The 13,540-nt window shown below is 36.0% G+C and carries 10 protein-coding genes and 5 tRNA genes; 1 reads left to right on the forward strand and 14 read right to left on the reverse strand.

What is annotated here, in order from left to right; translation table 11 throughout:
• Positions 1-103: 103 nt before the first annotated feature.
• The 10 genes from JEP71_RS02720 to JEP71_RS02765 form a co-directional block, all read right to left on the reverse strand.
• A tRNA-Leu gene (locus JEP71_RS02720) sits at positions 104-190 on the reverse strand.
• Positions 191-361: 171 nt separating this feature from the next.
• Positions 362-448: transfer RNA gene (locus JEP71_RS02725), tRNA-Leu, on the reverse strand.
• A gap of 133 nt (positions 449-581) precedes the next feature.
• A tRNA-Leu gene (locus JEP71_RS02730) sits at positions 582-668 on the reverse strand.
• A 5-nt stretch (positions 669-673) separates the two neighbouring features.
• A tRNA-Cys gene (locus JEP71_RS02735) sits at positions 674-747 on the reverse strand.
• A gap of 25 nt (positions 748-772) precedes the next feature.
• A tRNA-Gly gene (locus tag JEP71_RS02740) sits at positions 773-848 on the reverse strand.
• A 141-nt stretch (positions 849-989) separates the two neighbouring features.
• Positions 990-1,538 carry a CDP-diacylglycerol--glycerol-3-phosphate 3-phosphatidyltransferase gene (gene pgsA / locus JEP71_RS02745; protein WP_075674025.1) on the reverse strand — a complete coding sequence of 183 codons (549 nt, stop codon included), beginning with the start codon at positions 1,536-1,538 and terminating at the stop codon, positions 990-992.
• Positions 1,539-1,593: 55 nt separating this feature from the next.
• Positions 1,594-3,426 carry an excinuclease ABC subunit UvrC gene (gene uvrC, locus JEP71_RS02750; protein WP_196574360.1) on the reverse strand — a complete coding sequence of 611 codons (1,833 nt, stop codon included), beginning with the start codon at positions 3,424-3,426 and terminating at the stop codon, positions 1,594-1,596.
• A complete protein-coding gene (locus JEP71_RS02755; protein WP_198619909.1) occupies positions 3,410-4,069 on the reverse strand; it encodes a LuxR C-terminal-related transcriptional regulator in 660 nt (219 codons plus the stop codon). Before JEP71_RS02755 ends, uvrC begins: the two co-directional genes overlap by 17 nt.
• 216 nt (positions 4,070-4,285) lie before the next feature.
• Entirely contained in the window at positions 4,286-4,690 is a 405-nt protein-coding gene (locus JEP71_RS02760; RefSeq protein ID WP_198619908.1) for a GFA family protein, read from the reverse strand.
• A 104-nt stretch (positions 4,691-4,794) separates the two neighbouring features.
• Positions 4,795-7,854, reverse strand: a complete 3,060-nt coding sequence (locus tag JEP71_RS02765; protein ID WP_198625710.1) for a DUF2339 domain-containing protein — start codon at positions 7,852-7,854, stop codon at positions 4,795-4,797.
• Positions 7,855-8,060: 206 nt separating this feature from the next.
• Between JEP71_RS02765 and glpX the strand changes: the two genes are divergently transcribed.
• Complete coding sequence (gene glpX / locus JEP71_RS02770; RefSeq protein WP_198625711.1) at positions 8,061-9,041, forward strand: class II fructose-bisphosphatase; 981 nt, start codon at positions 8,061-8,063, stop codon at positions 9,039-9,041.
• Positions 9,042-9,150: 109 nt separating this feature from the next.
• Here glpX and JEP71_RS02775 read toward each other — a convergent pair whose 3' ends face one another.
• The 4 genes from JEP71_RS02775 to JEP71_RS02790 form a co-directional block, all read right to left on the reverse strand.
• Positions 9,151-10,182, reverse strand: coding sequence for a methylphosphonate esterase (locus JEP71_RS02775; RefSeq protein ID WP_075674019.1), 1,032 nt, complete (start codon positions 10,180-10,182; stop codon positions 9,151-9,153).
• 10 nt (positions 10,183-10,192) lie between these two features.
• Entirely contained in the window at positions 10,193-11,149 is a 957-nt protein-coding gene (locus JEP71_RS02780) for a DMT family transporter (RefSeq protein WP_075674018.1), read from the reverse strand.
• 130 nt (positions 11,150-11,279) lie between these two features.
• Entirely contained in the window at positions 11,280-12,017 is a 738-nt protein-coding gene (locus JEP71_RS02785; protein ID WP_006532984.1) for a glutamine amidotransferase, read from the reverse strand.
• A 27-nt stretch (positions 12,018-12,044) separates the two neighbouring features.
• Entirely contained in the window at positions 12,045-13,265 is a 1,221-nt protein-coding gene (locus JEP71_RS02790) for a PfkB family carbohydrate kinase (protein WP_109373588.1), read from the reverse strand.
• Positions 13,266-13,540 lie beyond the last annotated feature (275 nt).

The following is a 13,540-nucleotide window of genomic DNA, read 5'->3' on the forward strand; positions in this document are numbered from 1 at the left end:
TTGATAAAATCATATTTAAGTAGCAATAAAATAATATATTCAATTTGATTTTTACTTTTTATGATCAAAAAAAACGGACCTTATTAAGGTCCGCTTTTTTATATGGTGCCCAGGGCGGGACTTGAACCCGCACAGCCTTACAGCCGAGGGATTTTAAATCCCTTGTGTCTACCGATTTCACCACCTGGGCTAAATTGTATTTACTTGTCACGCTTAATACTTGTTTATCAAACAAGATAGATAACAAATAAATTTAAAGCATTTACTTCTAAAATAGCTAACTTTAGTTTTTTGCTTTTCTCTCACTAACTTGTTGCTAGAGGAAGAAAAAACGGACCCAAGTTAAGGTCCGCTATTTATATGGTGCCCAGGGCGGGACTTGAACCCGCACAGCCTTACAGCCGAGGGATTTTAAATCCCTTGTGTCTACCGATTTCACCACCTGGGCTAAATTCTGTGGTGCGTCCGTAAATCCTTATTACTAAGATAGATACTGGCATGGACGACTTATTACTTATTTACTTCTCAATGCCATTTACAATGGACTTTCTTTTTGCACCAAACTCTTTATCTTAAAGAGATGGTGCCCAGGGCGGGACTTGAACCCGCACAGCCTTACAGCCGAGGGATTTTAAATCCCTTGTGTCTACCGATTTCACCACCTGGGCATTAATGGAGGCGCGTCCCGGAATCGAACCGAGGTACACGGATTTGCAATCCGCTGCATGACCACTCTGCCAACGCGCCTCAACTACTCAATCTCATAAGAGATTGGAGCGGGAAACGAGACTCGAACTCGCGACCCCAACCTTGGCAAGGTTGTGCTCTACCAACTGAGCTATTCCCGCATTACCGAACTTGCTGATTTACTTATTTATTTCTGTAAACCGTTGTGCCTTTCGATGCGTTGCATTCTACTGATTTCCTGAATCTAGTCAACACTATATTTGCATCTTTTTGACTGTTCGGTGAATTTTCAGTCATTTCGATCAACCTTCGCGCAAATCTGACCACGCAGCGCTCAAATATTGAAACATTGACCAGAAAGTCAGCACTGTTGCGATATATAATAAAGCGAATCCAAACCATTCTGCTTCAACAGTAGGACGCCATAATAACACAACAAGCGATCCCATTTGTGCGGTCGTCTTCACTTTTCCTATCCAAGAAACTGCAACACTGTTACGTTTACCTAATTCAGCCATCCATTCTCTTAATGAAGAAATAATAATTTCACGAGCAATCATTGTTGCTGCAGGTAAGGTTATCCACCACTCATGATAGTACTCAGTAATTAAAACAAGTGCTGTTGCAACCATTACTTTATCCGCTACTGGATCAAGAAAAGCTCCGAAGCGGGTAGTTTGTTTCCATCTACGTGCTAAAAAACCATCAAACCAGTCTGTTGCAGCCGCTACCATAAAAATAATAGCGCAAACTAATGGAGCATCTTTGAATGGTAAATAAAACACCAAAACAAAGAATGGGATTAGAGCGACACGAAATAGAGTTAGCCAAGTTGGGATATTTAGTTGCATAGCGTTCTACACGACCTAGAAAAGTGAGAGTTATTAATATGGTGCATCAATACACTTAGTGTTTCAACGCATTAAAAATTTTTTCTGCTAATGCCGTCGAAATTGTGGGGACTTTTGCAATTTCTTCAACACTTGCATCTCGTAAAGCTTGTAGCCCTCCCATATATTTCAACAACATTTGACGACGTTTGGGCCCTACGCCTTCAATAGACTCCAGCGAACTGGTATTTTTTACTTTTGCTCTACGTTGACGATGTCCCGTTATTGCATGACGATGGGATTCATCACGAATATGTTGGATCAAATGTAACGCAGGTGAATCAGAAGGTAACGCCATTCCTTCACCTTCAGGCACAAAAAACAAAGTTTCAAGCCCTGCTTTACGATCACTTCCTTTTGCGACACCAATTAATTTTGGGTGTGATTTGTCCCAATCAACATTAAGAGAATCAAATACCTCTATTGCTTGTGCTAATTGCCCTTTACCACCATCGATAAAGATAACATCTGGAACCTTACTGTCTTCTAATGATTTACCATAACGTCGAGTAAGCACTTGATTCATCGCCGCATAATCATCACCAGGAGTAATACCACTAATATTATAGCGCCTATATTCAGATTTTAATGGGCCATTCATGTCAAATACTACACATGAAGCCACAGTTTGCTCTCCCATAGTGTGACTAATATCAAAACATTCCATTCGTTTTATCTCTTTCATATCAAGAAGAGACATCAAAGAGGTATAGCGCTGTGAAATTGTCGATTGCTCGACTTGTTTTGAAGCCAATGCCGTTGCCGCATTTGTTCTAGCTAATTTCAAATAGCGCGCCCTATCACCACGCGGTTTTGTTTGAATTTGAATTTTTCGACCTGCAATTGAAGATATAGATTCAGAAAGAATGGCTTTATCTTCTAAATCAAAATCGAGCAAAATTTCACTTGGTAAAGTACGAATTGCACTGCCTTGTAAATAAAATTGACCAATAAAAGTCTGAACAACTTCATCGATTGAGGTATTTGCAGGAACTTTAGGAAAATAACTCCGACTACCTAACACTTTACCTTGACGGAAAAAGAGAACATAAACACAAGCAATCGCACCATTAAAAGCAACACTGATCACATCAAGATCATCACCAATATTGGCAACAAATTGTTTTTCTGTTACTTGCCTTACCGCTTGAATTTGATCACGAATGCGAGCGGCCTCTTCAAAACGTAATTCTTGGCTAGCTCCTTCCATACGTTTAACCAATCCATCAATAACTTGCGTATCATCACCTGAAAGAAAAAGTCGCACATAATTAACTTGTTGGGCATATTCTTCATCAGAAACATAACCTTTTACGCAAGGTGCAAGGCAACGCCCAATTTGATATTGCAAACAAGGTCTTGAACGATTGCGATAAACACTGTCTTCGCATTGACGAATAGGAAACAATTTTTGCATTAATGCTAAGGTTTCTCTTACTGCAAAGGAGTTAGGAAAAGGTCCAAAATATTCCCCTTTCGCATGTTTTGCGCCACGGTAGCTAGCAAGTCTGGGGTGTTTATCACCGCTTAAATAGATATAAGGATAGGATTTATCATCTCGCAACAACACATTATAGCGAGGCTGATAACGCTGAATGTAGCTGTGTTCAAGCAATAAAGCTTCCGTTTCTGTATGGGTGATCGTGACATCAATATTTGCAATGCACTTCACTAAAGCTTCAGTTTTACGGCTATTTACCTGTGTACGAAAATAGCTTGAAAGCCTTTTTTTCAGATCTTTAGCTTTGCCGACATAGATTACTGTGTCTGTTGCATCATACATCCGATACACACCTGGTTTATCTGTGACTCGGCTTAAGAATGCTTTGGCGTCAAATTTGTCTTCCACTTTGTAAATGACTCTCTATCTCAATTAACCCATAACGTATTGCTATATGTGTTAATTCTACATCACCTGAAATTTTAAGTTTACTAAACATTCGGTAACGATAGCTATTTACTGTTTTTGTATTAATATTCAACTCACTTGCGATTTGTGTGATTTTCTTCCCTCTAATGATCATCGACATAATCTGCAATTCTCGTTCAGACAGATGATGTAAAGGATTTAATTCTTGCTGTAATTTTGTTAGTGCGATTTCCATCGCTAACTCTTGGCTTATATACCGTTGACCGATACAAACCTGTCGGATAGCTTGCAGAATATTTTCACAAGAAGTATCAGCTACAATAAAACCTTCAATACCCAATTGAAGAAGTGTTATTGATAATATTGAATCTGTTTTTGGTGAAATAACAATAATTTTAATTGATAAAGATGATCGCTTTATTCTTTTTATAGAATCAATTAATGAGACTGAAGGTGCTGAATAAATAATAATAAGATTAACTGAAAATTGTCGGCAATAACGAAATGCATCATTTTCATTATTCACCACCTTTCGGATATTAATTTTTTTAATCTGGCTAAGAAGTGTTTTTATTCCCAAGCTAAATATTTCAACTCGACTTATTATCAATGTATTTATCAATAACTTTTTCCTTTTAAATTACACCATAACAAAGAACATTAAATCAATTCTTCACAGGCGTGAATACAAACATCATACTATAATAAGAAAATAGCAACCCAGCGCTTCCTTTATATTACATTAATATTTATTTAATGAAATAAAATAATAAAAAAGACTCATGTAGAAAAGAGTCTTTAAAAAATAAAAAAATATAAAAAACTAATAAATGAAATTTTATTTATTGAACATATTCATAATATCTTGTTCTGTTAGCATGGGTGTTTTTTCTACAAAATTATAATAATTAGGTTTGCTATCTATATAAATTTGCATTGTCAGTTTACTTTCTTTTGCATCGGGGAATAATCCTGCTGATACATAGTAAGTATGGGTTTCTTTTAGATGATAAAAAAGATGAGAACCACAATGCTTACAAAATGCTCGTTCTCCCCATAAAGATGAATCATAACGTGTTATATTTTCTTCACCTTCAATCTTCAAATCTGATTTACAATCAATTGAAAAACCAGGGCCACCATTCCAACGCAAACACATACTGCAATGACAAACGCTGAGTGCAGAGATATCTTGCGCTGTCGATAGCTTAACCTTGCCACATAAACATTGACCTTGATGCATTGATACTCTCCTCTTCTTTAGATCATGAAATCATGCATTAATCACTTAAGATTATATGCATGATTTAATTTCAAAGATCAATAAAACGCACATGTAAAAAACGTCTATACTTTTGTATTTTCTCTTTGCTTTTTAGGTGGCAATGGTGAGAAATACCCAATTAATAAAATCAGTATTGCAACACCAATGAAGGCCAATGCTCTGAGCAACCCACTACTTAATGATGTATCAATTAGGAAAAGTTTAGCGATAACTACGGCCAACAGTACGCCACCAATAAACCATTGTGAACGTAACTTCTTACGTGTCGCCATCACCATAGTCACTAACGCAGTAATTGCCCAAATAATGGCTAATACTGTTTGGATAACTTTGGAATTAATTATTGCATAACTCGACCAATCAATATCTGTTGCAAAGACTAGTCCTCTTAATAAAATACCGTTTGCCCACCAGAAAATCATAGCTGGAATAATGTAATTAAATATAATCAAGTTATTTTTCAATAATATTTGATATTTAGGTGACTGTTTTATTACTAATATAAATTTATAGCCAACCCATATTCCAATAACTCCCATTAGATCCATTAAGTTAAATAATGGAATAAATTTAACTCCACTTTCAGTGCCGTCATTAAAGTTTGCAAAGATTAAAGAAAGTGCCAGTAAACCTAAAACAGGAAAAGTGACTACCCAATAAGCATTTTGGTACTCTTTTATCCAATCAACTTTCATTGCTAGTATATGGCTTATTGCAATAAATAAACTTATAACAAAAATTACGCTTGCAAAATGTAAACTCACATAAAGGTACGTAACATCCATTAACCAAATAATTTCAGTAAATAAGAATAGAACAATAAAGATAAGGTGCATACTGTGGATCAATGCTTTATTTATCCTTTGTTTCGGCAATAACGTATTTACCTTAAGCAAGTAAAAACCACTCGCAAAAACTGCTATCCAGATAATCGCACTTAACCAATTATCAATTAACGAGCCTGCAAGATAGATGTACACCAACATAATAAGCGCTGACATCGGCCATAATAAAATAGAACAACTAGCCAACTCAGAAAATTGGGCTTTCTTCCCAGCAAAGAACATGCCCCAACAGCTAATAAGAATAAAAGCAAAGGTAATGGATTTTACTTCTGGAGAAAGCCAATGTTCGCCATATTCTTGTAGAAGTAAAACGCTATATCCCCAACTTACAGCAGAAATAAATAGTGTTACATATCCAATAGTTCGATTATCAAGATTAATAAATTGTGCTCGATACCACAGTACTGCGACGGCAAATACAACGATGACTTGTGTTACAAGCATTAGCCAATCGCCTAGCGAGATAACAGGCATGTTAAATAATAAAACAGAGGAAACCGCAACTAAAATAGTCCCTGCAATCGCAGGTTTCTTTTGCTGCTGTAAAACAGAAAATGCGAGGATCATTACCCCTTCAATTGCCCATACAATCGATGTCCATTCAGCAGAGAATGCAAATGGTACGGCTAAAGTAGCAAAGGTGACAGATAGCATAAAGAAGGCAATTGCCAGTAATTTGCCCTCTTCACGATAACGCTTAAGTGCAAACCAACTTAGTGCGAAATAAGCTAATCCATAAAGTGATGAAGCAATAGCAACACCATATGGCCATTCAGAAGCTAATCGATGTTGGAAGATAAAACCAATTAATGGCGTACCAAATAGTAATGTGGCATCAAAAGGAATATTAAGTTTCAGTTTATTTTTTAATGTTGAAAGTTCCGTTGCAACACCAAAAATCAACCAATTTGCAATTAAAAATAGCTGGCAAGGTAAATAATCAGCATGGGTGTAATTTGGTATTGCCCATATAAAAGCAATACCAAAAGTAAATGCAAAACCAATAAGATTTAATAAACGCCAAACTTGCCAATGGCTGATAATAAGAATACCAATTGAAAGAATAAGATAATAGCTAAACAATGCAACATAATTGCCACTACCCGTAGACAATAATACAGGTGCTAAATAACCACCAAGTGAAGCTAATATAGCTAAACTAATAGCCCGATGAATAACTGCCAAACTTACACTAACCAAACAGATAAACACCATAATAGCGAGAGCAATGCTAATAGGAATAAAATCATAAATTTTAGTCGCAGCAAAAATAGTAATGTAAAACCCACCAATGCCGCCACCTTGCAAAATTAATGCATATATCAGGTTTTTCTTTCTAAGCCACCAGCCAATACCTAATAACGCTAAGCATCCTGTTCCCGCCATCATTAAACGTGTTGATGCTGAGACAAGCTCATTCTCAATACTATATTTAAGTAAATAAGACAGACCAAAAAAGAGTAATAACATCCCTATTTTAGCCAGCGGATTTCCTGTTACTACCCAATTCCAAATAAGCCCCAAGATCGATTTCTGTTGACGTTTTGGACGAGAGTTTAAATTAGGTCTATATTGCGATGCAGGTCTATTTGCTTGAGGTGTAGCATTTCCTAAATTACCTGTTTCAGATCCTGCAAGGCTTGCACTTGCCATATTAGCTCTATTTTCGGCAAGCAGATCTGATGTTGATTTAACAGATGTTTGTTTTGCCTCTTGTTGGTAATGATGGGCAAAACGACTTGTTGCTATCTTAGGTTGATAAGGCTCAGCTCCTTTAGGTGTAGGGGCTGTTGATATTTCTGGCTGATCAGGTTGTTTGTTTTCAAAGTTAATATTATTAACCATAGAAGATTGAACAATTGGATTTTCTTCTTTAGGAGAAACTTTATTAAATGCTGTTTCTTGTGATGCTTGTGCATATTGAGATACAGGCGCGTCTTTATTTTCCGCCTGATTTTTCACATGTTCTGTTGTGTTAATAGGTTCAACTGTTTTAGGTTGATAAGTTGAAGCAGTTGAAATCGTTGATTGAGGCTCTTTTTTTATATCACAAGAGAAATCCTTAACTTCGCTTTTCTGAGCGTCAAGCTCTGTGCGAATATCCGCAGCGTTATCTTTACTTAATAACTTAAATAATTTCTCTTGTTGTTCAGTAAGTTTTTCTTCAAGCTGTTTAATTCGATGTAACAATGAGTTGCTATTTGTATAAGCGTGATATTGCCAATACAAAGATACCACGACAAATATTGTAACGATAAGCACCAAAAAGTCATCCATAAACCTAATCCTTTTGCGTTAAGCATCACATGCTTTTAATCTCTTAACCTTAGTTATACTTTAATTTTCACAGATTTATCTTAGTTTATTCCTAAATAACCTATTTCGAGAACTCTTGATTTAAACCTAGCACATAATTTCGAAAAAAAGGTATGATCGGCAACCTATCTTAATCTTCCATTTATATCGCAAAACACACTCATAATATGAAATTAAATGACGAATTAACTAATGCTATCGCTTCTGTAACAGAAGCCGCAGCTATTGCAGCAATGCCTTGGATTGGAAAACAAAATAAAAATGCAGCAGATGATGCTGCTGTCAGTGCTATGCGTGAACGTTTGAATAACCTGAATATCAATGGTGAAATAGTCATTGGTGAAGGTGAAATAGATGAAGCACCTATGCTCTATATTGGCGAAAAAGTAGGTAATGGGAAAGGCGATAAAATAGAAATCGCGGTTGATCCAATTGACGGTACTCGCATGGTCGCTACGGGTGAAAATAATTCCCTAGCCATTTTAGCCGCAGGCTTTGAAGGCAGTTTTTTACAAGCTCCCGACATGTATATGGAAAAATTAATTGTGGGTAAGCAAGCTGCTGGTGTGATTGATCTTAACCATTGCCTTGAATATAACCTTGATGCGATTGCACAAACATTAAATAAATCTATTGAGCAGTTAACTCTCGCTATTTTAGATAAACCGCGTCACCACGATATTATTAACGATCTACGCGCTAAAAGTATTAATGTTATTACACTACCTGATGGTGATGTTCTAGCCTCTTTATATGCCACAATGCCTAATAACAGTATTGATGTTATGTATGGTATTGGTGGAGCACCTGAAGGCGTAATTAGTGCAGCTATCGCTAAGGCATTAGGTGGTGATATGCAAGCACGTTTAATTACTCGTGATATTGCAAAAGGAAATAGTGCAGAAAATAGAGAATATGCCGTTTCTGAAATTGCTCGTTGTCATAAAATGGGTACTGATGTAAATATTAAGTTGTCATTAGACACATTAGTACGTAACCAAGATGTTATGTTTGCCGCAACCGCGATTACCAAAGGTGATTTCTTATCTGGTGTTAATCAACAAGCTCAATATCTACAAACACATTCTTTAGTAATTAATGGTTCAACACACTCATTACGTTATATTGAAAATTATCATTTACGTTAATGCTTAAATTTGTCTTCGTTTCCTTGAGACATAAAAAAGCGGCACCTTATTAAGATGCCGCTAAATTTACTTCAAGGGGTATATTTATTGTTATTTATTCACTTCAGATTTAAGCCAACAAATTGGCTGGATTCTCAACACATAATTTTTTGATAATAGATTTATCAATGCCACGTTGAGCCAATAATGAAAGGAATACATTAGGAACAAATCCCCAGCCATTCCCCCCATTTTTCGCCCACATCTGTTTTAAAAACACATCATGGCTTAATACAATTTGGCTACCATAACCTCGTTCAATTAAAGTTGCGACAGCTTCTACGGTATCCATAACACTTGGTGCCGCACCCTCTTTAGGGAAAGAGATATCCAGACCAATCATATCAAATTCAAGCCAAACACCGCGATCTAACATTTTGCATTGATAATCAATATCTTTACCTGATGGATCAGAATGTGCCAATGAAATCTTAGCGGGATTACATCCCATTTCTGTTAATAGAATATCTAAAACTTCATCACCACGACGTTGCCAACCTGGCATATGAATATTCATCGAAGCATGAGGATTACTGTTTTGTGCAATAGCGGCGGCACGTAGGCTATTTTTCTCACCATCTGTAAAGAATGGAGAAACACCAATTTCACCAATCATACCTGCACGAATATCAGTACCATCAATACCTACATTCAATTCATCATCAATGATTTTTGCCATTGCATCAATATCATCAGCCAGCCGTTCTCCTTCAAACTTTTCAATATAAAGTCCTGAAGAAGCTACAACATTAATACCTGTTATTTCTGCAACTTGTCTTAGTTTTCTAATATCACGTCCAATGGATGAAGAGCCTGTTGCATCAACAATTGTTCTTCCACCTAACTCTTTGAAGTTATTTAATTCAAAAATAACATCTTCGATTGGTTTTTTATCCATATTATCGCAACAACAATATGGATCGTATTTAAGTCCCCACTGAATATCTGCACTCACTTTTTTATCAACTAACACATGCGAGAATTCATAAAAAGGTTCATCAACAACACCTGAGAGATCATTAAAGAGGTGTTCATGGGGCAATGTTAGCCCCATATCTTCTTTTTTCACGGGGCCAGTTACGGTTTGAATATAACCTTTCATTACGATACTCCTACGCTTTTGCTGACTTAGTCGCTCTGAATTCAGGAATTGTTGTTACAATTGCACCCACTAACGCAAATAATGTACCGATGATTGTCACTAAATAAACGGTATTGCCCAATGAAGGTAATAACAAGTCAATTAATACAGAACCTAACAATTGACCCGCTGTTGAAGCAACACCTAACATCAGTAAGCCTAAACCACGTACTAAAATAGCCATTAATGCGATAGACATAAGCCCTAAAGGACCACCTAAATACATCCACCAAGTACCGGGTAATTCAAGAGTGATATGACCTAATGCCATACGAACAATAAGAGCAATCGTTAAAACAGTGAAGCCAACAATAAAGTTCCAAGTGATAGACACCATCATAGAACCTGTTGCTTCTGCAACTTTTGAGTTACCTGCTGGCTGCCAACCGGCTAATAAACCCGCAAGGAAAGGTAAGATTGCTAAATAAATAAATGAGGTTGAGTGCCATTGCGGAGAAACTACAAATAAAGTCGCAACAACAGCTAACACAGCTCCTAATACACGATATGGTGTGAAATATTTTTTCTCATCAACACCAACACCAAAGCGGTCACATAATAAGCCTGATAATAAAAGTGCTGAAATTAATGCTGTTTGGAATGTTGCAATCCCTAATGCACTCGCAGAAGCCCCTTCAGAGAAAACAACCATTGCACCACAAAGACCCGCAAACCAGTTCCATAATGGAATTTTGCGCGTTTTAATTAAACTAGGGATTGAAGCAAATTGCTGGCGATACTGTTTTTTCGACATAATGATAAAAAACATCACCACTAAACCACTGGCAAAAGAGATAACTGCACTGGCGTTACCATCTTTTAAAACATGCCCTAACTGCCCATTCACCGCAGACTGCATTGGTGATAGCATACCTGCTAACACAGTTGCTAACATCAGCAATGGTGTTGATAAATTTTTTGTACTCATAAGATGTTCCTTTTGGATTATTGGCTATGAGTGATTTCTTTTTTTATTTTTCAAGTAATCGGTTTTTTATTAGCGCAGAGCAGCAACTCTGCGCTTTTTTACTTTTTATGACAGTTATTCTTAATTCAAATTAACGAGCGATTTGTTTAAGAATGTTGACCCACATATCGGCATAATGCGGCCATGCTAAAAATTCTTTACTTCCCCAGTGAGGAGAACAGTCACTCATAAAGCAGCCTGTTTTTCCTTTTTCAAACTGACCAAATACCAGTAATGGATCTTCGCCAATATTTAATACAGTTTCTGTATTCTCTTTAGCTGAAACTTTGTTATAGCCAAGGAACATTGGCCATTCACCAAAACCTTTTACGGATGCATGCTCTGCATTAACCGCACTTGCAAATACACCTTCTGGCGCTTCAACACGATCGTCGCCATCCAGCATTTCAACAGGCAGAACTTCTGCAAGTAATGTATTTTTGTAGTTTGCTTTAGCTTCAATACCCATAAATGACAAGTAACCACCAATCATTAATAAACCACCGCCATTAACCACAAACTCTTTAATTAACCCTAATGCGTTAGGGATAACTTTCATGTTATAGAAAGTATCGTTTTGCAGAAGGAACGTATTTGCACCAATATCACTAATAACAATGACATCGTATTTAGCTAATGCTTCAGCCGTTTGAGGGAATGCAACCTGAACGGTATGAGCTGGCATATAATCAACTTCAACACCCTTTTCTCTTAAGCAACTTAATAAGAACGTTGAACCTTCTTCATATTTGCTGGAAGTGAAACTGTCGTAGCCTTTGGAGTGGATCATATGAATGTGCCATGACTCACCAATAAATAAGATTTTCATTTTTATTCCTCTTTCAAAAAAGATTATTTATTCAGGGGATTGGGTGACAATCTGTGAATATGTTGTTTGATTGATGCGATGCATGACATTAATATCTTCAGGCATTTCTGAAGCATTACTCGTCTCAACAGCTAATGATGAAAAAGCTGATGCATAGCGTAACGCATAAGAAAACTGCTTTCCTTTTGCCAATGAGGCAGCGAGTGCTCCATTAAAAGCATCACCTGCCCCTGCTGTATTTTTTACAACTGCCGGATATGCCGGCGAATAAATATACTTATATCCGTCATAAGCTAACGAACCTTTACTACCCAGCGTAATAACCACCTTATTTACGCCTTGCTGATAAATAGAAACTGCAGCATTTTTTGCAGATTCTAAATCAAGTACTTCTATCCCAGATAATAAACTTGCTTCCGTTTCATTAGGTGTTAAAACATCTATCATTGGAAGTAATTCATTAACTATTTTGTTATAAGGTGCTGGGTTAAGAATAATAGGAATATTATTTTCGTTTCCAATAGCAATAATTTCTTTTAATGCTTCAATATTCGTTTCTAATTGAATTAAAATTATATCCGCGTCAATAATTTTATCTTTCTGTATTTTTACTTCATCAGCAGAAATATCCATATTAGAACCCGAGTAAATAGAAATAATATTCTCTCCACTCTCTTCCGACACAAAAATAGACGCTGTTCCTGTTTGATAATTTTCAGTTTGATATATCGTTGACGTTTTTATTCTTGATGACGATATAAAATTAACTGCATAATCACTAAATTGATCAGTACCTATCTTCGTAATAAAATGTACCTGTGCATCAGCATAACTCGCCGCCAATGCTTGGTTACAGCCTTTACCTCCTGGTGAGAAGATAAATTTATTCGATAATAAGGATTCCCCGGCTTCTGGCAATCTAGGAAGATAACTAATCATATCAACATTAAATGAGCCCAGTACGCACACCTTATTTATTGCAGTCTTATTTGCTAAATCGTTTTTATCAATTTGATCATTACATTCTAGAAATTGTATAATTTCTTTCTTAGCGACTTTATCTAATGTCTCAAATTCTATAAAAGCACCACCATGGCATCTTTTTATAATTCCTTTTTCTGCTAGTGTATTTAAATCTGATCGTATTGTTTCTTTGGTAACATCAAGTTCTTTGGCCAAAACAGAAACTTTTACTGCACCATTACCTTTAATCAGATTAATTATTTTTTTATGACGTTCTGCTTTCATTTAATGTTACCTCTATGGCAACAACTTTAGTTTATTAGTTGTTATGGGATTGTGATTACAATCATATGTTATTTATTAAAAGCAAAAAAAAGCAGAAATACAAAAATAAAAAACAAAAAGAAACAGAAATAAACAATGATAATCGTAAGATTATTTAATAAGTAAATTTAGAATTTATTTATTTTTCAGACAAAGTAAATCAACATATAACGTCATTCCAATCTATTTACCATAAATAAATTTAATATTATTTTTTATTTTTATACTGGAGACAA

This window comes from Proteus sp. PR00224 (genome assembly GCF_016238105.1).
Taxonomy (GTDB): Bacteria; Pseudomonadota; Gammaproteobacteria; order Enterobacterales; family Enterobacteriaceae; genus Proteus.

Bases quoted from the DNA above. Each gene is read 5' to 3' on its own strand.
- JEP71_RS02775 (WP_075674019.1), bottom strand. From the start codon at position 10,182: ATGAAAGGTTATATTCAAACCGTAACTGGCCCCGTGAAAAAAGAAGAT.
- JEP71_RS02765 (WP_198625710.1), bottom strand. From the start codon at position 7,854: ATGGATGACTTTTTGGTGCTTATCGTTACAATATTTGTCGTGGTATCT.
- JEP71_RS02790 (WP_109373588.1), bottom strand. From the start codon at position 13,265: ATGAAAGCAGAACGTCATAAAAAAATAATTAATCTGATTAAAGGTAAT.
- JEP71_RS02760 (WP_198619908.1), bottom strand. From the start codon at position 4,690: ATGCATCAAGGTCAATGTTTATGTGGCAAGGTTAAGCTATCGACAGCG.
- glpX (WP_198625711.1), top strand. From the start codon at position 8,061: ATGAAATTAAATGACGAATTAACTAATGCTATCGCTTCTGTAACAGAA.
- pgsA (WP_075674025.1), bottom strand. From the start codon at position 1,538: ATGCAACTAAATATCCCAACTTGGCTAACTCTATTTCGTGTCGCTCTA.
- JEP71_RS02780 (WP_075674018.1), bottom strand. From the start codon at position 11,149: ATGAGTACAAAAAATTTATCAACACCATTGCTGATGTTAGCAACTGTG.
- JEP71_RS02785 (WP_006532984.1), bottom strand. From the start codon at position 12,017: ATGAAAATCTTATTTATTGGTGAGTCATGGCACATTCATATGATCCAC.